The organism is Rhodoferax sp. XS2R6 (genome assembly GCF_056521365.1).
In genome coordinates, this window is record NZ_JBWMAY010000002.1 from 711,291 (window position 1) to 734,234 (window position 22,944).

The 22,944-nt window shown below is 61.3% G+C and carries 25 protein-coding genes and 1 tRNA gene; 17 read left to right on the top strand and 9 right to left on the bottom strand.

Features of this window, described 5'->3' with window-relative positions; genetic code table 11:
* Positions 1–60: 60 nt before the first annotated feature.
* The 12 genes from glnT (at position 61) to AC097A_RS09910 (ending at position 11,933) form a co-directional block, all read left to right on the top strand.
* Positions 61–1,389, top strand: coding sequence for a type III glutamate--ammonia ligase (gene glnT, locus AC097A_RS09855; RefSeq protein ID WP_479620690.1), 1,329 nt, complete (start codon positions 61–63; stop codon positions 1,387–1,389).
* A gap of 294 nt (positions 1,390–1,683) precedes the next feature.
* Positions 1,684–3,015 (top strand): isocitrate lyase, encoded by a 1,332-nt coding sequence (gene aceA / locus AC097A_RS09860; RefSeq protein ID WP_479620691.1) that lies wholly within the window; start codon positions 1,684–1,686, stop codon positions 3,013–3,015.
* A gap of 273 nt (positions 3,016–3,288) precedes the next feature.
* Positions 3,289–5,226 carry a threonine--tRNA ligase gene (gene thrS / locus AC097A_RS09865; RefSeq protein ID WP_479620692.1) on the top strand — a complete coding sequence of 646 codons (1,938 nt, stop codon included), beginning with the start codon at positions 3,289–3,291 and terminating at the stop codon, positions 5,224–5,226.
* An 88-nt stretch (positions 5,227–5,314) separates the two neighbouring features.
* Entirely contained in the window at positions 5,315–5,905 is a 591-nt protein-coding gene (infC, locus tag AC097A_RS09870; RefSeq protein WP_105260765.1) for a translation initiation factor IF-3, read from the top strand.
* A gap of 165 nt (positions 5,906–6,070) precedes the next feature.
* Positions 6,071–6,274, top strand: coding sequence for a 50S ribosomal protein L35 (rpmI, locus tag AC097A_RS09875; RefSeq protein WP_094481090.1), 204 nt, complete (start codon positions 6,071–6,073; stop codon positions 6,272–6,274).
* Between the two features lie 25 nt (positions 6,275–6,299).
* Complete coding sequence (gene rplT / locus AC097A_RS09880) at positions 6,300–6,659, top strand: 50S ribosomal protein L20 (RefSeq protein WP_105260766.1); 360 nt, start codon at positions 6,300–6,302, stop codon at positions 6,657–6,659.
* 113 nt (positions 6,660–6,772) lie between these two features.
* Positions 6,773–7,843, top strand: coding sequence for a phenylalanine--tRNA ligase subunit alpha (pheS, locus tag AC097A_RS09885; RefSeq protein WP_479620693.1), 1,071 nt, complete (start codon positions 6,773–6,775; stop codon positions 7,841–7,843).
* Positions 7,844–7,894: 51 nt separating this feature from the next.
* Positions 7,895–10,330, top strand: coding sequence for a phenylalanine--tRNA ligase subunit beta (gene pheT / locus AC097A_RS09890; RefSeq protein ID WP_479620694.1), 2,436 nt, complete (start codon positions 7,895–7,897; stop codon positions 10,328–10,330).
* A 34-nt stretch (positions 10,331–10,364) separates the two neighbouring features.
* Complete coding sequence (locus tag AC097A_RS09895; protein ID WP_105260972.1) at positions 10,365–10,700, top strand: integration host factor subunit alpha; 336 nt, start codon at positions 10,365–10,367, stop codon at positions 10,698–10,700.
* A 102-nt stretch (positions 10,701–10,802) separates the two neighbouring features.
* Positions 10,803–11,252: a MerR family transcriptional regulator gene (locus tag AC097A_RS09900; protein WP_105260769.1), complete on the top strand. Its 450-nt coding sequence runs from the start codon at positions 10,803–10,805 to the stop codon at positions 11,250–11,252.
* A gap of 37 nt (positions 11,253–11,289) precedes the next feature.
* Positions 11,290–11,366: transfer RNA gene (locus AC097A_RS09905), tRNA-Pro, on the top strand.
* A gap of 132 nt (positions 11,367–11,498) precedes the next feature.
* Positions 11,499–11,933 carry a helix-turn-helix domain-containing protein gene (locus AC097A_RS09910; protein ID WP_479620695.1) on the top strand — a complete coding sequence of 145 codons (435 nt, stop codon included), beginning with the start codon at positions 11,499–11,501 and terminating at the stop codon, positions 11,931–11,933.
* A 23-nt stretch (positions 11,934–11,956) separates the two neighbouring features.
* On the opposite strand, the gene AC097A_RS09915 is transcribed toward AC097A_RS09910, so the two are convergent.
* Genes AC097A_RS09915 through AC097A_RS09950 form a run of 8 tightly spaced genes read right to left on the bottom strand, consistent with a single transcriptional unit; the run spans position 11,957 to position 17,099 of the window.
* Positions 11,957–12,286, bottom strand: a complete 330-nt coding sequence (locus AC097A_RS09915; RefSeq protein WP_105260770.1) for a hypothetical protein — start codon at positions 12,284–12,286, stop codon at positions 11,957–11,959.
* A complete protein-coding gene (locus AC097A_RS09920) occupies positions 12,273–12,851 on the bottom strand; it encodes a thymidine kinase (protein WP_315495200.1) in 579 nt (192 codons plus the stop codon). Before AC097A_RS09920 ends, AC097A_RS09915 begins: the two co-directional genes overlap by 14 nt.
* A 40-nt stretch (positions 12,852–12,891) precedes the next feature.
* Complete coding sequence (locus AC097A_RS09925) at positions 12,892–13,782, bottom strand: phosphatase PAP2 family protein (RefSeq protein ID WP_479620696.1); 891 nt, start codon at positions 13,780–13,782, stop codon at positions 12,892–12,894.
* 45 nt (positions 13,783–13,827) lie between these two features.
* Positions 13,828–14,406: a hypothetical protein gene (locus AC097A_RS09930; protein WP_479620697.1), complete on the bottom strand. Its 579-nt coding sequence runs from the start codon at positions 14,404–14,406 to the stop codon at positions 13,828–13,830.
* Positions 14,399–15,526: an exonuclease domain-containing protein gene (locus tag AC097A_RS09935; RefSeq protein ID WP_479620698.1), complete on the bottom strand. Its 1,128-nt coding sequence runs from the start codon at positions 15,524–15,526 to the stop codon at positions 14,399–14,401. The genes AC097A_RS09930 and AC097A_RS09935 overlap by 8 nt, the downstream gene beginning before the upstream one ends.
* A gap of 6 nt (positions 15,527–15,532) precedes the next feature.
* Positions 15,533–16,078, bottom strand: coding sequence for an NUDIX hydrolase (locus AC097A_RS09940; protein WP_479620699.1), 546 nt, complete (start codon positions 16,076–16,078; stop codon positions 15,533–15,535).
* Between the two features lie 8 nt (positions 16,079–16,086).
* The gene (locus AC097A_RS09945) at positions 16,087–16,782 is read right to left on the bottom strand and encodes a fumarylacetoacetate hydrolase family protein (protein WP_479620700.1); all 696 of its coding nucleotides are present in this window, start codon (positions 16,780–16,782) and stop codon (positions 16,087–16,089) included.
* 14 nt (positions 16,783–16,796) lie between these two features.
* Complete coding sequence (locus AC097A_RS09950; RefSeq protein WP_479620701.1) at positions 16,797–17,099, bottom strand: antibiotic biosynthesis monooxygenase family protein; 303 nt, start codon at positions 17,097–17,099, stop codon at positions 16,797–16,799.
* A 73-nt stretch (positions 17,100–17,172) separates the two neighbouring features.
* On the opposite strand from AC097A_RS09950, the gene maiA reads away from it, so the two are divergent.
* Together maiA and pgeF are read left to right on the top strand one after the other, a co-directional pair.
* The gene (gene maiA / locus AC097A_RS09955; protein ID WP_479620702.1) at positions 17,173–17,826 is read left to right on the top strand and encodes a maleylacetoacetate isomerase; all 654 of its coding nucleotides are present in this window, start codon (positions 17,173–17,175) and stop codon (positions 17,824–17,826) included.
* Positions 17,823–18,635 (top strand): peptidoglycan editing factor PgeF, encoded by an 813-nt coding sequence (gene pgeF / locus AC097A_RS09960; RefSeq protein ID WP_479620703.1) that lies wholly within the window; start codon positions 17,823–17,825, stop codon positions 18,633–18,635. The genes maiA and pgeF overlap by 4 nt, the downstream gene beginning before the upstream one ends.
* Here the strand turns inward: pgeF and AC097A_RS09965 are convergent.
* Positions 18,567–18,890, bottom strand: a complete 324-nt coding sequence (locus AC097A_RS09965; RefSeq protein WP_479620704.1) for a hypothetical protein — start codon at positions 18,888–18,890, stop codon at positions 18,567–18,569. The genes pgeF and AC097A_RS09965 overlap by 69 nt on opposite strands.
* Positions 18,891–18,982: 92 nt before the next feature.
* Here AC097A_RS09965 and phaC point away from each other — a divergent pair, with 92 nt between their 5' ends.
* From phaC to phbB, 3 genes are all read left to right on the top strand, one after another.
* Positions 18,983–20,740 carry a class I poly(R)-hydroxyalkanoic acid synthase gene (gene phaC, locus AC097A_RS09970; protein ID WP_479620705.1) on the top strand — a complete coding sequence of 586 codons (1,758 nt, stop codon included), beginning with the start codon at positions 18,983–18,985 and terminating at the stop codon, positions 20,738–20,740.
* Between the two features lie 30 nt (positions 20,741–20,770).
* A complete protein-coding gene (locus AC097A_RS09975; RefSeq protein WP_315479238.1) occupies positions 20,771–21,949 on the top strand; it encodes an acetyl-CoA C-acetyltransferase in 1,179 nt (392 codons plus the stop codon).
* A gap of 96 nt (positions 21,950–22,045) precedes the next feature.
* Entirely contained in the window at positions 22,046–22,783 is a 738-nt protein-coding gene (gene phbB, locus AC097A_RS09980; protein WP_105260783.1) for an acetoacetyl-CoA reductase, read from the top strand.
* The last annotated feature ends 161 nt before the right edge of the window (positions 22,784–22,944 follow it).

The following is a 22,944-nucleotide window of genomic DNA, read 5'->3' on the forward strand; positions in this document are numbered from 1 at the left end:
CGTTCACTCCTTTTTTGATAGCTGCTTGCGCATATTCCATAAGGGCTAGAGGCCAACTTTATGCATAACTACGCCGATACCATCCGTACCCTGCAAGCCCAGGGCGTGCACTCTGTGCTTACCCAGTTTTGTGATCTCCATGGTGTGGCCAAAGGCAAGCTGGTGCCGCTGGAGAAACTGCAGGAGTGGGTGGAGGTGGGGGCAGGTTTTGCCGGCCCCAGTATCTGGGGTACAGGCTTGCCGCGCATGGGGCCGCGCAGCGAGTACTACGGGCGGGTGTTGCCCGAGTCCCTGCAGGCGCTGCCTTTTATGCCGGGCGTGGCGCGTGCCGTGTGTGACGGTTTTGCCGGCGGTGAGGCGCTGGACACCTGCTCACGCCAAGTGCTGAAAGCGGCCGTGGCCCAACTGGAGGCGCGCGGCTGGCGCATGTGGGTGGGCATCGAGCCTGAGTTCTTTTTGCTGCGCCAGGTGAACGGCGTCTGGCAGGTGGCCGATGCACAGGACCAACTGGACAAACCTTCGTACGACCTCAAGTCCATCCACCGCAACGCGGCCTACCTGGAGGACATGCGTAGCACGCTGGTGCAGCTGGGTTTTGAGCTGCAGCAGATCGACCACGAAGACGCCTGCGGCCAGTACGAAATTAACTACCGTTTTGACCACGCGTTGGCGGCGGCCGACCGTTACATGTTGTTCAAACTGGCTGCCCACGCCGTGGCCGAGCGCCATGGCATGGTCTTTAGCGCCATGCCCAAACCCTTGGCGCATGCGCCCGGCAGCGGGCTGCACTTTCACATCAGTATCACCGATGCACAGGGGCGCGCGGTGTTTGCCGATACGCAGGGCGCCCTGGGGCTTAGCACCGCGGGCCACCAGTTTGCTGCTGGCCTGCTGCACCATGCCGATGCACTGGCCGCGCTGTGTGCGCCCACGGTCAACAGCTACAAACGCCTGGCCTCCAGCAACAGTGCTTCGGGTACCACCTGGTCGCCTGTGTGGAAGGCCTATGGCGCCAACAACCGGACCTGCCTGGTGCGTGTGGTGGACGGCCGCCTGGAGTGGCGCCTGCCCGATCCGTCCTGCAATGTCTACGCTGCGATGGCCGCCACCTTGGTTGCCGGTCTGCAGGGCATAGACCGTGCATTGCAGCCACCCGCACCGGTGGCGGACGATTTGTACCAGCGCGCCCAGGCGGGTGCCGCGTTGCCAGCAAGCTTGCCTGCCGATCTGCACGCGGCGCTGCAGGCACTGGAGCAGGACCTGGTGCTACGCCAAGGGGTGGGGGAGGCCTTTTGTGCGCAATTCCTGCACCTCAAGCGGGCCGAATGGGCTGCGTTCAGCCAGCACATCAGCCCTTGGGAGATGGCGCGTTACGCGCAAACCTTCTAAGACGTCCCGGCTTGGTGCACACCAGGGCTGTCGCATTTCGATATGCGTCAGCCCTTTTCTTATTGTGAAACAGAGGAGGGGATTTTCCATGGTCTGTATTTCACATACATGTCTATGATTTTGTATTGAGAAATGTCGCATCTAAGTTGTTGATTTGTAATGAATAAATTTATGTCTTATATAAGACATAAGATTAAAAATATGTCTTATATAAGACATAGAATTCATCCATCGGCACCAGAATTGCATGACAAAACCGGGCCGCAACGTTTAACCAACCCTAGGAGTGCTCTCATGACGCAAAACCTCAACTCGCAACTGAGCCGCGAACAACAAATCGCCGCCCTGGAAAAAGACTGGGCGACCAACCCCCGCTGGAAGGGCGTGAAGCGCGGCTACTCCGCTGCTGACGTGGTGCGCCTGCGCGGTTCGTTGTCCATCGAGCACACCTTGGCCAAGCGCGGTGCCGAGAAGCTGTGGGAAAAGATCAACGGCGGCGCCAAGAAGGGCTACGTCAACGCCTTCGGCGCCATCTCCGCCGGCCAGGCCATGCAACAGGCCAAGGCTGGCTTGGAGGCCGTGTACCTGTCGGGCTGGCAAGTGGCCGCTGACGGCAACACCTCCGAAACCATGTACCCCGACCAGTCGCTGTACGCCTACGATTCGGTGCCCACCATGGTGCGCCGCATCAACAACACCTTCAAACGCGCTGACGAAATCCAGTGGGGCCGTGGCATCAACCCCGGCGACAAGGAATTCATCGACTACTTCCTGCCCATCGTGGCCGATGCAGAAGCCGGTTTCGGCGGCGTGCTGAACGCGTTCGAGCTGATGAAGAACATGATCCAGTCGGGCGCTGCTGGCGTGCACTTTGAAGACCAACTGGCTGCCGTGAAGAAGTGCGGCCACATGGGTGGCAAGGTGTTGGTTCCTACGCAGGAAGCCTGTGAAAAGCTGATCTCCGCACGTTTTGCGGCCGACGTGATGGGTGTGTCCACCATCGTGCTGGCCCGTACCGATGCGGAAGCAGCCAACCTGATCACGTCTGACCACGATGCCAACGACAAGCCTTTCCTGACCGGCGAGCGCACACAAGAAGGTTTCTACCGCGTCAAGAACGGTCTGGAACAAGCCATCAGCCGTGGCGTGGCCTACGCTCCTTACGCCGACCTGGTGTGGTGCGAAACCGGCGTGCCAGACATTGGCTTCGCCCGTGAATTCGCGCAAGCTGTGCATGCTGCCTGCCCCGGCAAGCTGCTGTCGTACAACTGCTCGCCTTCCTTCAACTGGAAAAAGAACCTCAACGACACACAGATCGCTTCCTTCCAGGAAGACCTGTCCGCGCTGGGCTACAAGTACCAGTTCATCACACTGGCCGGTATCCACATCAACTGGTTCAACACCTTCCAGTTCGCCCACGCTTACGCCAACGGCGAAGGCATGAAGCACTACGTGAACATGGTGCAAGAGCCTGAGTTCGCAGCCCGTGACAAGGGTTACACCTTCGTGTCGCACCAACAGGAAGTCGGCGCTGGTTACTTCGACGACGTGACCACCGTGATCCAGGGCGGTTCTTCCTCCGTGAAGGCGCTGACCGGTTCTACCGAAGAAGAGCAGTTCCACTAAGCTGCCTGCTTGCAGCACTGGGCCGGACTTTCGTGAGGGGAGTTCGGCCCTTTTTACTGGGGCGCTTGACTGGGGTTAAAATCCTCAGATCAACTTTGTATAAGAGCGAGAAAGGCAGTTTGGTTATGACACCGCGAACTACACCGGCGACATTCATCAGCGAATAAGGCCGTAGTCCGCGCGCCTTGTGCGCAAGCAGCTACCAAATTCATAGTAAAGCGCGGACCCTTCCGCGCTTTTTCTTTTTGCTCTCGACGCTTTGTTAGGCACACCATGATTCAAATTACGCTCCCCGACGGTTCCCAACGTGAATTCTCCGGCCCGGTCACCGTGGCCGAGGTCGCCGCCTCCATTGGCGCTGGCCTGGCCAAAGCCGCATTGGCCGGCAAAGTCCGAGCCGCAGGCGAGCCTGCTGATGCTGCGAAAGTGGTGGACACCAGCTTCCAGATGACAGCCAACAGCGCGCTGTCCATCATCACAGCCAAAGACGCAGACGGTCTGGAAGTCATTCGCCACTCCACGGCCCACTTGCTCGCCTATGCCGTCAAGGAGCTGTTTCCTGAGGCTCAGGTCACCATCGGTCCTGTGATTGAACATGGCTTCTTCTACGACTTTTCGTACAAGCGCCCATTCACGCCGGAAGATTTGGTCGCCATCGAGAAGAAGATGGCGCAATTGGCCGCGTTGGATGAGCCCGTGGTGCGTCGTGTACTGCCGCGTGATGAAGCGGTGGCCTATTTCAAGAGCCTGGGCGAGCATTACAAGGCAGAAATCATCGCCAGTATTCCTGCCAATGAAGATGTCTCGCTGTACCGCGAAGGCAAGTTTGAGGACCTGTGCCGTGGCCCGCACGTGCCCAGCACCGGCAAGCTCAAACATTTCAAGCTCATGAAGGTGGCTGGTGCTTACTGGCGCGGTGACCATAAAAACGAGATGCTGCAACGCATCTACGGCACGGCCTGGGCCACCAAAGATGAGCTGCAGCAGCATTTGACGATGCTCGAAGAAGCCGAAAAGCGCGACCACCGCAAGCTGGGCCGCGAGCTGGACCTGTTCCACATTGACGAGCACTCTCCGGGCACCGTGTTCTGGCACCCCAAGGGCTGGACGCTCTGGCAGGGCGTGGAGCAGTACATGCGCAAGGTCTACCAAGACAACGGCTACCTTGAAGTCAAAGGCCCGCAGATCATCGACAAGAGCCTGTGGGAAAAGACCGGCCACTGGGATAAATACCGCGAAAACATGTTCACTACCGAGAGTGAAAAACGCGAATACGCCCTCAAGCCCATGAACTGCCCGGGCCACATCCTGATCTACAAACACGGTATCAAGAGTTATCGCGACCTGCCGCTGCGCTTCGGCGAGTTTGGCGCCTGCCACCGCAATGAGCCCTCGGGTGGCCTGCACGGCATCATGCGCGTGCGCGCGTTCACGCAGGACGACGGCCACATCTTCTGCACCGAAGACCAGATTCAGGCGGAGGTGGTGGCGTTCACGACCCTGCTGCAAAAGGTCTACAAGGACTTTGGTTTCACCAACATCATCTACAAGCTCTCCACACGCCCCGAAAAACGCATTGGCACTGAAGAGAGCTGGGATCGTGCGGAGCATGCCTTGGCCGAGGGCTTGCGTGCATCTGGCTGCGACTTCGAATACCTGCCGGGCGAGGGCGCTTTCTATGGTCCCAAGATTGAATACACGTTGAAGGACGCGCTGGGTCGCCCTTGGCAGTGCGGCACCATTCAGGTCGACCCCAACTTGCCCGAGCGTCTGGACGCTGAATTTGTGGGTGAAGATGGTGCGCGCCACCGCCCTATCATGCTGCACCGCGCCATCGTCGGCAGCCTGGAGCGTTTCATCGGCATTCTGATCGAAGAGAGTGCTGGCGCCTTGCCGGCCTGGCTGGCTCCGGTGCAAGTGGCGGTGCTCAATATCACCGATGCACAGGCCGATTACTGCCGTTCCGTGGCTAAAACGCTGCAAAATCAAGGGCTTAGGGTCAATTTAGACCTGCGCAATGAGAAAATAACCTATAAAATACGGGAGCATTCGATGCAAAAGCTGCCTTATCTGATCGTCATTGGCGACAAAGAGATGGCAGCAGGCGCTGTTGCAGTGCGCGCCCGGGGTGGTCAAGACCTCGGTGCAATGTCCCTTGATGCCTTTGTTCAAAGAATCACGAGTGACATTGCCAACAAATCAGCGGCTTGAGGTTGTACCCAAGAAAACCCGGTTTGACGGCGTGTACTGTGCGGCAATCGCTACTATTTGTGTAGCAAAAATTGTGAAGGATTGAGCCATCGCTACTGAATTTCGTGACCGCCGTCAGCGTGAAGAGCGCAAACACCGTCTAAACCGGGAAATCATGGCCCCAGAGGTTCGCCTCTCTGGCCCTGAAAATGAACCGCTTGGTGTCGTTAGCCTGATGGAAGCCCTGCGTATGGCAGGCGAGCTGGATGTTGATCTGGTTGAAATTGCCGCTACTGCCAACCCGCCTGTGTGCCGGTTGATGGACTACGGCAAGTTCAAGTACCAGGAACAGAAAAAGGCAGCGGAAGCGAAAGCCAAGCAGACGGTCATTGAGATCAAGGAAATCAAGTTCCGCCCGGGTACCGATGACGGCGACTACAACATCAAGATGCGCAACATCCGGCGCTTCTTGGCCGATGGCGACAAGTGCAAGATCACTTTGCGTTTTCGGGGTCGCGAAATCACCCACCAGGAAATTGGTTTGGCGATGTTGCAGCGCATGCGAGACGAACTGGGCGACACCATCCTCGTGGAGCAATTCCCGAAGCTGGAAGGTCGCCAGATGATCATGATGATCGCCCCCGGCCGTAAAAAGCCCGGTGGTGGCGCACCCAAGCCCGCAGCGGAACCTGCGGCCTAAATTCTCTCGGCAGGTCTGGTCACCTGCTGGGGTGAACGGCGAATCTTTGGATTCGCCACACCAGTGGAGCGGTCAAGCGCTCCACTTTAAAAGTGGCTCGGGGCCAACAAGGCTGGAAGTAGTTTTCCGGACGCCTCACGAGCACAAACGAAAAGGAGCATTTACATGCCCAAAATGAAGACCAAGAGCGCGGCGAAGAAACGCTTCCGCGTCCGTCCAGGTGGCACCGTTAAGCGCGGTCAAGCCTTCAAACGTCACATCTTGACCAAGAAGACCACCAAAAATAAACGCCACTTGCGCGGCTCCACTGGAGTTCATGAGACCAATATGGGTCACATGGCACAGATGCTGCCCGGTCGTGGTATTTAATTAACGACGAACAAGGAGTAATCTCATGCCTCGCGTCAAACGTGGTGTAACGGCTCGCGCCCGCCATAAAAAAGTTCTGGCCCTTGCAAAAGGTTTCCGTGGTCGCCGCGGTAATGTCTTCCGTGTTGCCAAACAGGCAGTAATGAAGGCTGGGCAATATGCCTACCGTGACCGTCGTACCAAGAAACGTGTCTTCCGTCAGTTGTGGATCGCGCGTATCAACGCTGCTGCCCGCCAATGCGGTCTGACATACAGCCAGTTTGCCAATGGTCTGAAGAAAGCAAACATCGAGATCGACCGCAAGGTTCTGTCCGATATCGCGATCCATGACATGGCTGCTTTTGCTGGCATCGTGGAACAAGTGAAAGCCAAACTGGCTGCTTGAGTTCGCGGCTGAATGCTACTGATTTTGTAGCGTTCTGCGCACCAGAAACAAGGGTTAGCGCTTGAAAAAGCACTAGCCCTTTTTCAATGACATAAACAGTCACACCCAAATTTATGACCGAGTTGAACGCCATCGTTGACACCGCCAAAGCGGCTTTTGCCCAAGCAGTGACGCCCGCTGATCTGGAAAATGCCAAAGCCCTGTTCCTGGGAAAATCCGGCCGCATGACCGAGCTGATGAAGGGCATGGCCGCGCTCAGCGTGGAAGAGAAAAAGTCAACCGGTGCTGCGATCAACGTGGCCAAGCAGGCCATCGAAGCCGCGCTGACCGAACGCCGCCAGGCGCTCGCCGATGCCGAGCTACAACTACAGCTGCAGGCCGAAGCGCTGGACGTAACACTGCCAGGCCGCCAGCGCGGGCAGGGCGGTTTGCATCCTGTGTCGCTGACGCTGGAGCGCATCGAAGCCATCTTTGGCTCCATGGGTTTTGAAGTGGCCCAGGGCCCCGAAATTGAGTCCGACTGGTTCAACTTCACCGCACTCAACACGCCCGAAGACCACCCTGCGCGCTCCATGCACGACACCTTCTATGTCGAAGGTGGTTCGGAAACCGCGCCCAACCTGCTGCGCACCCACACCAGTCCTATGCAGATCCGCTACGCGGTGCAGCATGTGAAGACACACCGTGCCGCCGCCGGCGCCAGTGCAGAAGGCTTGTTCTCCGGCGATATGCCAGAAATCCGCGTGATCGCCCCGGGCCGCACTTACCGTGTGGACAGCGACGCCACGCATTCCCCCATGTTCCACCAGTGCGAAGGCCTGTGGGTGGGCGAGAACGTGAGCTTCAAGGACCTGAAGTTCGTCTTCACCGATTTCTGCCGCACCTTCTTTGAGTCGGATGACCTGGTGCTGCGTTTCCGCCCCAGTTTCTTCCCCTTCACCGAGCCCAGCGCCGAGATCGATATACAGTTCCAGACCGGCCCACTGGCTGGCCGCTGGCTGGAAGTGGCCGGCTCTGGCCAGGTGCACCCCAATGTGATTCGCAACATGGGCCTGGACCCCGAGAAATACATTGGCTTTGCCTTTGGCATGGGTCCGGACCGCCTGACCATGCTGCGTTACGGCGTGAACGACTTGCGCCTGTTCTTTGACGGTGACATCCGTTTCTTGTCCCAGTTCCAGTAAACCGACAAGCACCTGCTATTGCCCACCGCCAAATACCTCGCCTGACTGACCATGCAATTTTCTGAATCCTGGCTCCGTACCTTTTGCAACCCCTCCATCTCCACCGCCGAGCTGGCGGAGACGCTCACCATGGCGGGGCTCGAGGTCGAAGAACTCAAGCCCGTCGCGCCTCCGTTCACTCACATCGTGGTCGGTGAGATTAAAGAAGCCGAGCAGCACCCCAACGCTGACCGCCTGCGTGTCTGCAAGGTGGACGTGGGCCAGCCCGAGTTGCTGAACATCGTCTGCGGCGCACCCAATGCGCGTGTCGGCATCCGCATTCCGTGTGCGCTGGTGGGCGCCGAGTTGCCGCCTGGTGAGGATGGCAAGCCTTTCCTGATCAAGGTAGGCAAGCTACGTGGTGTGGAAAGCCAGGGCATGCTGTGCTCAGCGCGCGAACTCAAGCTGTCCGAAGACCATGGCGGCCTGCTGGAGCTGCCGCTGGATGCGCCTTTGGGCCAAGATATTCGCCAGTACCTGGACCTGGACGACACCCTGTTCACGCTCAAGCTCACGCCCAATCTCGCGCATTGCCTCAGCATCTATGGCGTGGCACGTGAAGTGGCAGCCCTGACCGGTGCACCCCTGATCACCGCACCCATTGCCCCCGTGGCGGTGACCAATCAAGACAAAGTCGCCGTGAAGATCAGCGCGCCCGATCTGTGTGGCCGTTTCTCGGGCCGTGTGGTGCGCAACGTCAACACCAAAGCCAAGACACCCCAGTGGATGGTGGACCGCCTGGCGCGCAGTGGTCAGCGCAGCGTGACGCCGCTGGTGGACATTTCCAATTACGTGATGTTTGAGTTGGGCCGCCCATCCCACATCTTTGATCTGGACAAGATCCATGGTGGCCTGGACGTGCGCTGGGGCAAGCCTGGCGAACAGCTCAAGCTGCTCAATGGCAATACTGTCACGGTGGACGACAAGGTCGGCGTGATTGCCGACGACGCCCAGGTGGAGTCGCTGGCCGGCATCATGGGCGGCGACGCCACTGCCGTGTCTGACGACACGCAGCACATCTATGTGGAAGCCGCGTTCTGGTGGCCCAAGTCGATTGCTGGCCGTTCGCGCCGCTTCAACTTCTCTACCGACGCCGGTCACCGTTTTGAGCGCGGTGTGGACCCTGCGCAGACAGTGGAGCACATCGAGCGCATCACACAGCTGATCATCGACATCTGCGGCACACCTGCCACTACTTGCGGCCCGGTGGACGACCAAAAGGCCAATGTGCCGACACCCACGCCGGTCACCTTGCGTGTGGCGCGTGCGGTCAAGGTCATCGGCATGCCCTTGACCCAAGTGCAATGTGTTGACGCCTTGAAGCGCCTCGGCTTGCCAGTGACCGAGGGTGAAGGCACGGTCACCGTTACGCCCCCGTCGTACCGCTTTGACCTGCAGATCGAGGAAGATCTGATCGAGGAAGTGGCGCGCATGGTGGGTTACAACAACCTGCCGCATACGCCACCGCTGGCGCCCATCACGGCCAAGATCCGTGCCGAGGCGCAGCGCAGCCCGTTTGCCGTGCGCCGCGCGTTGGCCGCTCTGGGTTACCAGGAAACCATCAACTTCAGCTTTGTGGAAGAGCGCTGGGAGCATGAGCTGGCCGGCAACCCCAACCCCATCAAGCTGCTGAACCCGATTGCCAGCCAGATGAGCGTGATGCGCTCTTCTTTGATTGGTTCGCTGCTGCAGGTGCTGCGCTTCAATGCGGCCCGCAAGGCACCACGCGTGCGCGTGTTTGAGCTGGGCCGCGTGTTCCTGCGCGATGCGTCGGTCAAGAGCACCGACAGCACCGTTGAAGGTTTCGACCAGCCCATGCGCATTGCCGGCCTGGTGGGCGGCAGCGCCGATGCACTGCAGTGGGGCCGCAAAGAGCAGGGCGTGGACTTCTTCGACGCCAAGGGCGATGTGGAAGCCCTGCTGGCACCGCTGAAGGCCGAGTTCGCGCCTGGCACCCACCTCGCCATGCATCCGGGCCGCTGTGCCCAGGTCGTGCTGGATGGCAAGGTGATTGGCCACGTGGGTGAGTTGCACCCCAAGTGGCGTCAGTCTTATGAGCTGGCGACGGCTCCCGTGGTGTTCGAGCTGGCGCTCGATGCCGTGCTGGCGCGTCCCGTGCCCGAGTTCAAGCCCGTGGCCAAGTTCCAGTCCGTGCAGCGTGACATCGCCGTGGTGGTGGCTGACAGCGTGACCCATGCTGCCTTGATGGCCGCCGTATGGGCCGCGCCTACGTCGGGCTTGTTGCGCGATGCGCAGCTATTCGATGTCTACCGCTCCAAGCTCGCCAAGGATGTGGTGGCAGCAGACGGCGCAACCGACCGCAGCCTGGCCGTTCGCCTGACGCTGAACAGCGACGAAACCACCCTGACCGAAGAGCAAATTGAAACCGCGGTGAAAGCCGTGGTAGACCAACTGGTTGCGGCGGTTGCTGCCCGCCAGCGCGTTTGACCTGACCCGTCCACCAGAGAAGGTTCTAGCTACCATGGATTTTTCTGTTGAAAGCCTGGAAACGCCGGCGCTGACCAAAGCCCAGTTGGCCGACATGCTGTTCGAGCAAATCGGGCTCAACAAGCGCGAGTCCAAGGACATGATCGACGCGTTTTTTGATCTGATTGCGGCCAGCCTGGTGGACGGCACCGACGTGAAAATCTCCGGTTTTGGCAACTTTCAGATCCGCACCAAGGCGCCGCGGCCGGGCCGCAATCCGCGTACGGGGGAGGCGATTCCGATTCAGGCGCGCCGCGTGGTGACATTCCACGCCAGCCACAAGCTCAAAGAGCAAATTCAGGACGAAGGCAAGACGGCCAGCGCCGTTTAGCAACACCAGGCCGCCATTTGGCGCCTCTCCGCAAAATGGTCTTTGCATGCGGGCAAAACTTAGAGTAACCTCTGCGCTTTGCCTCGTACAGCATTGATTTCAATGGAGAAAACGCTCCCTCCCATTCCCGCCAAACGCTATTTCACCATCGGTGAGGTGGGGGATTTGTGCGGCGTCAAACCTCACGTGCTACGGTATTGGGAGCAGGAATTCACGCAGCTGCGCCCTATGAAGCGCCGTGGCAACCGCCGTTACTACCAGCACCACGAGGTGCTGATGATCCGCCGGATCCGTGATTTGTTGTACGACCAGGGCTTCACCATCAGTGGTGCGCGCAACAAGATGCAGGAGTTGCTGCAAAACGAGCGTGACAAAAAGCGCAATGGCGAGGTCATGCTCGATGGTTTGGAAGTGGTTGAAGTCGACGACATGGACCTGGACGACTTTGAAGACAGCCAGTTGGTCGATGCTCCGGACCTGCCTGCGATGGAGCTGGTGCAACTCAAGCGTGAATTGTTTGAGATTCGCGAACTTCTTGCGGAAGCTGCCTGAAAGCGCTAAAAACAGAGGTTATAATTTGAGGCTCGATCGGTGTGTGGCGCAGCCTGGTAGCGCACTTGCATGGGGTGCAAGGGGTCGAAGGTTCGAATCCTTTCACACCGACCACGATAAATGTGAAAAGCCTTCAAGCAGTGATGCTTGGAGGCTTTTTTCATTGGAGAATCGTGGGCGCTTGGTTGCAATCAAATGCCAAGGTACTTCATTGATGGACATTCTTTCAGGACTGGTATCTTCCCCATGAGCTCATTGATCAATTCCCTCAAGTCCGAGATCGCCCGCGTGGCCCGCAAGGAGCTCAAGGATGAGTTGCTGGCCTTGCGCAAGGCCGTGACAGCCCATCGCTCCGAGATTGCGGCACTCAAGCGCGAGGTCAAGGCGCTGGCCTCTGCGGTCAAGGCGGGCACACGGGCTTCCAAGGCCCGTGGGCAAGAGGCGTCTGCTGTTCCCGCCGCTGCGGCACCCGGCATTCGCTTTAGTGCAGCGCGTTTTGCGGCACTGCGCGCCAAGCTGGGGCTGACCCAGGCCCAATTGGCCACACTGCTGGGCGTGTCCTACCTTTCGGTCCACAAGTGGGAAGGCGGCAAGGCCCAGCCCCGGGCCGCCCAGTTGCAAAAGATTGCCGCGGTGATGAAGATGGGCAAACGCGAAGCCGCTAAACAGCTAGAGGCCTGAGCGCAGGCGAGCGCTGGCCCGAACTAGACCAGTGCGATGGCGGTCACGAACAGGGCTTTGACGACTGCCCAGGTCAACAACACCAAGAGCCAAGTTTTCCACCAGACACGCACGGTGTTGAAGGTGTTCTCCGCCATGGTGAACAGGATTGCGGCCACCACGCCAAAGGACGCGCCCAGCGCCAGCCGAAGCGACATGCGTTGCCACAGCTCGCCCACGCCGTCGTCCACCGGCTGGAAGAGGCCCACTACGATGCCAAACACCAGCCACCTGGCCAGGTAGCCCCACCACCGGGTCCACAGGCCTGCGCCCACCTGGGGCCAGGGCGGAGGGGAGATGTCAGATTTGTCCATCGCCAGGCTCCCGGTAAAAGCAGCGAGCGCAGGCCTGCTGGTAGCGTTCATTGCCACCTATCTCCACCTGTTCACCCTCGCGCACTCGCCGGCCCTGGGCATCGATGCGGATGTTCATGGTGGCCTTGCGGCCGCAGGCGCAAATGGTCTTGATTTCTTCGATGTCGTCCGCCAGCGTCAGCAGGTAGGCGGCACCGGGGAAGGGGTTGCCCTGAAAGTCGGAGCGCAGGCCAAAGCAGATGGTGGGGATATCTACCGTGTGGGCGATCTGGTGCAACTGGCGCACCTGGACAGGCGTCAGAAATTGCGATTCGTCGATCAGCACACAGGCTAGCTGTGTCTGTGGTGTGAGCAGCGCCAAAAAATCGGTAGTCGCATCAAACACCTGGGCTTGGCGTTGGATGCCCAGGCGCGAGGCAATGCTGCCGTGGCCGCTGCGGTCGTCAATGCCAGCCGTGAAGAGCTGCACAGTCTGGCCTTGCTCTTCGTAGTTGTAGGCAATTTGCAGCAGCGAGGTGGATTTGCCGGCATTCATGGCCGAGTAGCGGAAAAACAGTTTGGCCATGGTGCGCAGGAAAGCAGTACGGAAATGGGGTAATCAGGTTTCAGAGTCGAGCCTGTGTGCTGCGGGCAGGGGCAAGCCGCACCGTGCGCAGCACCCAGGGAACCAAGAGGGCCACAAACGCGCCGCTTGCCAAGCCCTTGGTCGCAGACCACAGTGTAGGTTCCCACTGCAGCTGCAGGCCCAGCGTTTTGAGCAATTTTTGTTCACCCCAAAACAGCAGCGCCCCCAGCAGGGCCGCGGCGACGATGCGCGCGGGGCCGCTGGGCGCCGCAAACTGCGTATGCCGCCGATCCCAGTGCAGGCCGGCGGTGGCGGTAGCCAGCCAGGCCGCCAGCATGGGCACGTAGTCCGGTGGCTGACCACCCGGCCAGCTCTGCAGTGCTGCAATAGCCACGCCCACGATGGCAGCCAGCTGCCAGACCAGGGAGTGGTGCAACGGACTGGACTGGCGCAGTGCCCAGGCAAACACCAACAGGCTGGCAACGCCCAGCAACGCACCTGCCAGCACATCCTCCAGGTCGTGCACGCCCAAGTACAGGCGGCTGAACATCACGCCCAGTGCAATTGCGCTGCAGGCCCACCAGACCCAGGTGCGGCGCACCTCCCAGGCCAGCCACATCCAGAGCGCCACGGCCATTTGGGCGTGGCCGCTGGGCAGGCCGTAGCTGGCGCCTACCAGGTCATCCAGGCGAATCTCCAGCGGCGGGCGCGGGTCCTGGAACAGGTCTTTGGCATAGGCGTTGAGCAGCGCGTTGCAGGCCACCACCACCAGCAGGCGAAAGAAGCGCTCCTTGTTCCACACCCAGTAGCCGATCGACATGAAGAACATCAAAAAAGTGGCGTAACCCAGCCACGAAAACGCCATAGCCAGCTGCGTGCCAGCGGCTGAGCGCAGCGGCAGCACCCACTGCAAGTCATGCAGAATGTTCATCGTTTGCTCCTGTTTTTATAGCTGCTTGCACAATATCCACGGGGGCTAGGCCCCTGTTTTATCCTCAAACAAGGCGACGGCGTTGTGGGCAACCTGCAGCGTGTCGTAGTAGGCATACGCCCCCACGCTGACCGCACCCAGCAGTGGCACAAAGCGGGATGCGCCCTTGCGCAGCGCCGCCACGGCCAGCATGCCGCCCAGCTTTTGCGCCAGCGTCTGCAGCACCTTGACGGTGGTGGGCCGCACCACCACGCGCTCACCCATGCGCACGGCGATGTCGCGGAACAGCTGTGCCGAGAGTTGCTTGAACAGGCAGTACAGCAGGTGCTCCCGCGTCAGCGTGGTGTGTTGGCCGTAAATCGCCGCGATGTCGGCCACCATCTGCGTCTGAAGCCTCCACACGCCCACCATTTCCGGCAGCACCGTGACCCAGCCCAGCCAGCCCGGCGGCAGCGAGAGCGAGCCCGCCAGCAGGCTGGCCTTGCGTGCGGTAGCCCGGGCTATGACGTGGGCGCGCTCGGCGGGGTGCTGCTGCGTAGGTTCGTCGCTGGCGGGCACCTGCACCACCAGTTCCAGAATCGCGTCGGCCATCTGCGTACGCAAGGGTTGGCTGCGTTTAGCCATGGGCGTTCTCCAGAGGAAAAACTGCGCCGTCGCGGCCCAGGGGCGGTGCCAAGCGTTTGGCCAGCACGCGGTAAGTTTCCAGGTCAAAGACCAGCGTTTGCCGGCTCTGATGCACATCGTCCAGGTCTTCGGCGGAGTGCACCGTGGCCACATGGCACCACTGGTCAAACACATGCACATCGGTGCGGCCGGTGCGCGCGTGGTGCTCGCGGATGCCAATGCGGCCGGCGTGCGGCCAGCCTTGCAGGGTTTGCTGCACCAGGTCCACCTGGGACTTTTTGCTGGACTTGCGGTTGTGCAGCGGCTTGAGTTCCTTGACCAAGCGCGTCTGCAACAACAGAGCACCCAGCTCGCCGGCCGTCTCACGCCATTCGACGCGGCGAATTTCTTGGGCAATGCGCGCCTCGCGGGCCACCTTCTCCGCGCTCTGGAAGTGGGCCAACACGCGCGTACGCATGTTCACGCTTTTGCCGATGTACAGCGGTGTAGGGCCTTCGCCGTAGAACAGGTAGACGCCGGGTGTGTCGGGGATGTCGTCCACCGGGGTTTCGAGTTGGGCTGGTGCGCTGGTGCCACCGCGCAACAGGGCCGCCGCTTCGCGTTGCACGACCTCGGCACCCAAGTCGGCCTGGGCGAGCTGCAGCCACTGCAGCACCACCTCCACATCGCCCATGGCGCGGTGGCGCGCCTGGGTGTGCAGGCCGTGGCGCTGCATGATGGCGTCCAGCCCATGGCCCTTGTGTTGCGGGTACAGCTTGCGCGACAGCCGTACCGTGCACAGCGTTTTGACCTTGAGGGGCTTTTCCAGCCGGGCCAGCTCCTGCACCACAAAGCCGTGGTCAAACCCCACGTTATGGGCCACGAAGACGGCTCCGTCTAGCAGCGCCAACAGCCGGGGCGCCACCTGGGCAAAGGTGGGCGCGTCTTGCACCATGGCATCGCTAATGCCAGTCAGGCTTTGAATGAACGATGGGATAGGCATACCGGGGTTGACCAGCGTGCTCCAGCGCGCCACCTCCATGCCGTGCTCTATACGCACCGCGGCAATTTCGGTGATGCGGTCGTGCACTGCGCTGCCTCCGGTGGTTTCCAGATCCAGCAAAACAAAACAGGGCAGCATGGGAAGCTAGACGATGTCTATGGTGTGGATGCCGTACTGGCCCGTGCGTCGGTCGGCAAAGTAGCGCTCCAGCGTTTCCTTGACGGTGCGAAACGCAATCTCGTCCCAGGGAATCTCGTCCTCGGTAAACAGCCGGGCCTCGATGGTCTCGGTGCCGGGGTTGAACTGGTCGCTGGTCAGCCGGGCGCGGTAAAACAGGTGCACCTGGCCCACGCGTGCCACGTTCAGCAGCGTGAACAGGCCCTCCATTTCAAACTGGGCACCGGCTTCTTCATCGGTTTCGCGTGCGGCACCCTCGGCCGTGGTCTCGTTGAGTTCCATAAAGCCGGCGGGCAGGGTCCACTTGCCAAAGCGCGGTTCGATATTGCGCTTGCACAGCAGCACCTGGTCGCCCCAGTGCGGCACGGTGCCCACCACGTTCAGCGGGTTCTCGTAATGGATGGTGCCGCAGGCCGGGCAGACGGCGCGCTCTTTGGTGTCGCCGTCGTCCGGCACGCGGTAGACCACGGCGGTGCCGCATTGTTTGCAATGGCGAATGGGGGGACGCAGCATGGGGCGGCTCAGACCAGCTGCACGTGCAGGGGTTGCAGCCCCTCCACGCTGGCCAGCAATACATCGCCGCGCACCACGGCGCCCACACCTTCGGGCGTGCCGGTAAAGATCAGGTCGCCGGGCTGCAGCGTCCAGGCGGCGGACAGCTGCTCGATGGTCTCGGCAATGTTCCAGATCAGCTTGGCCAGCGTGCTGCGCTGGCGGTCTTGTCCGTTCACCTGCAGCGCGATGGCCGCGCTGTGGATGGCGGGCATCTGGGCGGCGGGGGTGATGGGGCCGATGGGCGCCGAGAAGTCAAAGCCTTTGCCAATGCACCAGGGGCGGCCCTGTTTCTTCATCTCGTTTTGCAGGTCGCGCCGCGTCATGTCCAGGCCCAAGGCGTAGCCGTAGATGTGCTGGAGGGCATCCGCCGCTGCAATGTTGGCACCGCCCTTGCCAATGGCTACGACCAGCTCCACCTCGTGGTGCAGGTTGCTGGTCAGCGTGGGGTAGGGCATGGCCACGGTCTGGCCGGCCTCCGCTACCAGCGCGGCGTCAGCGGGCTTCATGAAGAAGAAGGGCGCCTCGCGGCCGGTATGGCCCATTTCCTTGGCGTGCTCTTCGTAGTTGCGGCCCACGCAGTACATGCGGTGGATGGGAAAGCGGGCCGATTCGCCCACCACGGGGATCGAGGGAATGGCGGGGGGTGTGACAACAAAGCTCATGGTGCGTTCCTTCTTTAGGCCGACTTCACCACCAGGTCAAAGTGCTCCACCACGGGCGGTGTGGCAAAGAAGGGGCCCACGATGGCGCGCCACTGGGGAAACAGCTCGCCCTCGCGGAACCCGACGGTGTGGTCTTCCAGCGTGCTCCAGAAAATTTGCAGGATGTAGCGCTCGGGGCTCTCAATCCCCTTGTTCACCTTGTAGCCCTGGAAGCCCTTGGCCTTGGAGATGACGTCGCGCAGGCCGCGGGCAATGGCTTCGTCAAAGGCGGCGTTTTGGCCGGGGTGGATGCGGATGTCGGCAAGTTCCAGAATCATGGGGAGCTCCAGGCGGGTGAATGTCAGTGGGAGGGTCTCCAATGGTAACGGCTTCGGGTTTATCCTCGCGGGCATGAAGCTGTACAACTACTGCCGATCGTCTGCCTCGTTCCGGGTGCGCATCGCGCTCAACCTCAAGGGCCTGCCGTTTGAATACATCCCCGTGCACCTGGTGCGCGGCGAACAGCTGCAAGACGCCCACCGGGCGCGTTCGCCCGACGCCTTGGTGCCGGTGCTGGAGGTGGATGGCCACACGCTCACCCAGTCCATGGCCATCATCGATTACCTGGAAGAAACCCGCCCTACGCCGCCCCTGCTGCCCGCCAATGCGCTGGGCCGCGCCCAGGTGCGGGCGCTGGCGCAAACCATTGCCTGCGAGATCCACCCGCTCAACAATCTGCGCGTGCTCAAGTACCTGACCAGCACCCTGCAGTGCGACGAGGACGAAAAAACCACCTGGTACCGCCACTGGGTGCGCCAGGGCCTGCTGGCGTTTGAGCGCCAGTTGGATGCGCTGGACGCCCAGGGCCTGCGGCCCTCGGCCTTTTGCTATGGCGATGCGCCCACGCTGGCCGATTGCCTGCTGGTGCCGCAAATCTTCAACGCCCGCCGCTTTGACACCGACCTGAGCGGCCTGCCCAACACCCTGGCCGCGTTTGACGCCTGCATGGCGCTGCCCGCGTTTGATGCGGCCCAGCCCAGCCGCTGCCCGGACTTCACGCCATGAGCGGGCCCGCCCCAAGCGCGCCCGCAGACTGGTTGGTGCCCGACTGGCCCGCGCCCGCCGGGGTGCATGCCCTGTTCACCACGCGCAGCGGCGGTCAGTCCCGCCCGCCCTATGACGGCCTGAACCTGGGCACGCATGTGGGCGACGATGCGGCCGATGTGCAGGCCAACCGCGCCGTGCTGCAGCGCGTGCTGGACGTGCGGCCCGTGTTTCTGGCGCAGGTGCATGGCACGCAGGTACAGGCCCTGGCGCCCGATTCGCCTGACGGCACTGTGGCCGACGCCTGCCTGGCCACGCAGCCCGGCGTGGCCTGCACCATCATGGTGGCGGACTGCCTGCCCATCCTGCTGTGCGACAGCACGGGCACCTGGGTGGCCGCCGCCCATGCGGGCTGGCGCGGCCTGGCCGGGCAGGGCGGTGTGGGGGTGGTGGAGAGCACCCTGGCGGCAGTTTATGAACAAAAAAGTGCTCTAGCCCACGTGGATTCTGCGCTAGCAGCTCCTGAAACCATAGCATGGCTGGGGCCCTGCATAGGCCCCACGGCGTTTGAGGTGGGGGACGAGGTGCGCCAAGCCTTTGTGGACGGCATGTCTGAGGCCGCAGCCTGCTTTGTGCCTGCCGGCCCCCGTAAGTGGTGGGCCAACCTGCCAGCCCTGGCGCGCCTGCGGCTGCAGGCGGCGGGGGTGAGCGCCGTTTATGGCAATGACGGCAGCACGCCCTGGTGCACCGTCAGCAACCCCTCACGCTTCTTTTCCCACCGGCGCGACCGGGTCAGCGGGCGGCTGGCCGCCTGCATCTGGCTGGGCTGAGGCTGTAGCGGCTTCATTGGAAGCAGCCGCAGCAGCATGGGCCGCAATGGCGGCTTCACGCTCCGCCATCTCCTGCGCCCGAATTTTCCGTTTGCGCCCCGGCGTGCCCATGAAATACACCATCAGGGCGATGGGCAGCAGGCCGTACAGGACAAAAGTGACGATGGCGCCCAGTACGGTGCCGTTGGAGTTGGTGGCTTCGGCCACACTCATCATGAGGGCGACGTAGAGCCAGGCGATGGGAATGATGTACATAGGGTTTCTCTTAGCGCATGTCAGGATAGCGCAGGTCCAGGATTGCCATACTTGGGCGTTAGACTAGAGACACTAATTCCGAAGGTGATGGCGTGACCCAACCCAATTCCGACTTTTTGGCCCAGGCAACGCAACAGTTTCAGCAGGCATTTACCCAGAGCTGGTCCAAGGCGCTGGAATCCTTCCAGGGCATGGACCTGGGGGCCGCCGGCGCGGGCTTTCCCGCCATGACCGAAAAAGCGCCCGAAATCCATTTCGCCCCCGAGAAACTGCAGGCCCTGCAGCAGCAGTACCTGCAAGACGCCATGGGCCTGTTCAGCCAGGGCCTGAGCCACCCCACCCAAGCCCCCGCCAGCACCGACCGCCGTTTTGCCGCGCCCGCCTGGGGCGACAACCCCATGGCCGCCTATGCCGCTGCGGTCTATCTGCTCAACGCCCGCACGCTCATGGGTCTGGCCGAGGCCGTGGACGCCGATGCCAAGACCAAGAGCCGTATCCGTTTTGCCGTGGAGCAGTGGATGGCCGCCGCCGCGCCCAGTAACTTTTTGGCCTTCAACGCCGAGGCGCAGAAAAAAGCCATCGAGACCAAGGGTGAGAGCATTGCCAAAGGCATGAAGAACCTGGTGCACGACATCCAGCAAGGCCATGTGTCCATGACGGATGAGAGCCTGTTCGAGGTCGGCAAGAACGTGGCCACCACCGAGGGCGCCGTGGTGTTCGAGAACGAACTCTTCCAGCTCATCGAATACAAGCCGCTGACCGCCAAGGTCTACGAGAAGCCGTTTCTGCTGGTGCCCCCGTGCATCAACAAGTTCTACATCCTCGATTTGCAGCCCGAGAACTCGCTGATCCGCTATGCCGTGGAGCAGGGCCACCGTACCTTCGTGGTCAGCTGGCGCAACCCCGATGCCACGCTGGCCCACAAGACCTGGGACGACTACATCGAGCACGCCGTCATCCGCGCCATTGGTGTGGCCCAAGACATAAGCGGCTCGCCCACCATCAATGCGCTGGGCTTCTGCGTGGGCGGCACCATGCTGGGCACGGCGCTGGGCGTGCTGGCCGCGCGCGGCCGGGCCACGAAGGGGACCCCTCAGCCCCTGCCCGTGGACAGTGCCACCTTCCTCACCACCTTCCTGGATTTCTCGGACACCGGCATCCTGGATGTGTTCATTGACGAAAGCTTCGTCAAATACCGCGAAGGTGAGCTGGGCAAGGGCGGCCTGATGAAGGGCCAGGACCTGGCCAGCACCTTCAGCTTTTTGCGCCCCAACGACCTGGTGTGGAACTACGTGGTGGGCAACTACCTGAAGGGTGAAACCCCACCGCCGTTTGACTTGTTGTACTGGAACAGCGACAGCACCAACCTGCCTGGTCCGTACTACGCCTGGTATTTGCGCAACACCTACCTGGAAAACAACCTGGTCAAGCCCGGCAAGCTCACGGTCTGCGGCGAGAAGCTGGAGCTGCGCGCGCTGGACATCCCGGTCTACATCTACGGCTCGCGCGAGGATCACATCGTGCCGATTGGCGGGGCCTACGCCTCCACCCAGGTGCTGCCCGGCAAAAAACGTTTTGTGCAGGGCGCGTCGGGCCACATTGCCGGTGTGATCAACCCGCCGGCCAAAAACAAACGCAGCCACTGGATCCGTGCCGACGGCAAATTGCCGAAGACACACGCGCAGTGGCTAGAGGGCGCAACCGAGCATGCCGGCAGTTGGTGGACCGACTGGTCCCAGTGGCTCAAGGGCCATGCTGGCAAGCAAATTGCTGCGCCAAAGAGCTATGGCAAAGGCAAGTACAAAGCCATAGAGGCGGCTCCTGGGCGTTATGTTCAAGCCAAAGCTTGAGTTTTTGATTCACTAAGAAGGAGACACCTGATGGAAGACATCGTTATCGTTGCTGCAGCCCGTACTGCAGTTGGAAAGTTTGGTGGCTCACTCGCCAAGACCCCCGCCACTGAGCTGGGCAGCATCGTCATCAAAAGCCTGCTGGAGCGCAGCGGCCTGCCCGTAGACGCCGTGGGCGAACTGATCCTGGGCCAGGTGCTGGCGGCCGGTGTGGGCCAGAACCCCGCGCGCCAGGCCGGCATCAAGTCCGGCCTTGCCAAAGAAACCCCGGCGCTGACCATCAACGCCGTGTGCGGCTCCGGCCTCAAGGCCGTGATGCTGGCCGCCCAGGCGGTGGCTTGGGGTGACAGCGAGATCGTCATTGCTGGTGGCCAGGAAAACATGAGCGCATCGCCCCACGTTCTGCTGGGCAGCCGCGACGGCCAGCGCATGGGCGACTGGAAGATGGTCGACACCATGATCACTGACGGCCTGTGGGACGTGTACAACCAGTACCACATGGGCATCACTGCCGAAAACGTGGCCAAGGCCAATGGCATCACCCGCGAACAGCAGGATGCTCTGGCGCTGGGTAGCCAGCAAAAGGCGGCTGCGGCGCAAGACGCCGGCAAGTTCAAGGACGAAATCGTGCCGGTGAGCATCCCCCAGCGCAAGGGCGACCCCATCGTGTTTGATGCGGACGAGTTCATCAACAAGAAAACCAATGCCGAAGCCCTGGCTGGCCTGCGCCCCGCGTTTGACAAGGCCGGCAGCGTGACTGCGGGCAACGCGTCGGGCATCAACGACGGCGCGGCCGGCGTAGTGGTCATGACGGCCAAGAAAGCTGCAGCCCTGGGCCTCACGCCCTTGGCCCGCATCGCCAGTTTTGGCACCACCGGTCTGGACCCCGCCCTCATGGGCCTGGGCCCCGTGTCGGCCACCCAGCGTGCCCTGGCCCGCGCCGGCTGGAAGGCGCAGGACGTGGACCTGTTTGAGCTGAACGAAGCCTTTGCCGCACAGGCCTGCGCCGTCAACAAGTTGCTGGACATCGACCCCGCCAAGGTGAACGTGAACGGTGGCGCCATCGCCATCGGACACCCCATCGGCGCGTCCGGTGCTCGCATTTTGGTGACGCTGCTGCACGAAATGCAGCGCAGCGGCGCCAAGAAGGGGGTGGCCTCGCTGTGTATTGGCGGCGGCATGGGTGTGGCCCTCGCGGTAGAGCGTTAGGCAACCAAAAATAAATGAAATGGGCTGCTAGCCCAATTAGAATATGCGCTAGCAGCTCCTGTTTTTATAGCAAGTAAAACTAGACAAGGAGTCAACATGACACAAAAAGTAGCGTACGTCACCGGCGGCATGGGCGGCATCGGGACCGCCATCTGCCAGCGCTTGCACAAAGATGGCTTCAAGGTCATCGCCGGCTGCGGCCCCACGCGTGACTTCACCAAGTGGCTGGATGAACAAAAGGCGCTGGGTTACACCTTCTACGCCTCGGTTGGCAATGTGGGCGATTGGGATTCCACCGTGGAGGCCTTTGGCAAGACCAAGGCCGAGCACGGCACCATCGACGTGCTGGTGAACAATGCCGGTATCACCAAGGACCGCATGTTCCTGAAGATGACGCGCGAAGATTGGGACTCGGTGATCGAGACCAACCTGAACTCCATGTTCAACGTGACCAAACAAGTGGTCGCCGACATGGTGGAAAAGGGCTGGGGCCGCATCATCAACATCTCGTCGGTCAACGGCGAAAAAGGCCAGGCCGGTCAGACCAACTACTCGGCTGCCAAGGCCGGCATGCACGGTTTCTCCATGGCCTTGGCGCAAGAGCTGGCCACCAAGGGCGTGACCGTGAACACCGTGAGCCCAGGTTACATTGGCACCGACATGGTCAAGGCCATCCGCGAAGACGTGTTGGCCAAAATCGTGGCCACCGTGCCCGTCAAGCGTTTGGGCGAGCCGTCCGAAATCGCCTCCATCATTGCCTGGCTGGCGTCTGACGAAGGTGGCTACGCCACGGGCGCCGACTTCTCGGTCAACGGTGGTTTGCACATGGGCTGATGCCCGCCATGCCCCGGCATCGACCGGGGCTGCGCCTCAAGGCCCGCTTCGGCGGGCCTTTTGCGTGGTGCGCCTTCGCCACTGCTGTTACACATATACAAAAACTGCAGTCCTAACTGGGTTTTTTCCCTCTGTACGTGGGGTATGCTCAGCACACTTGA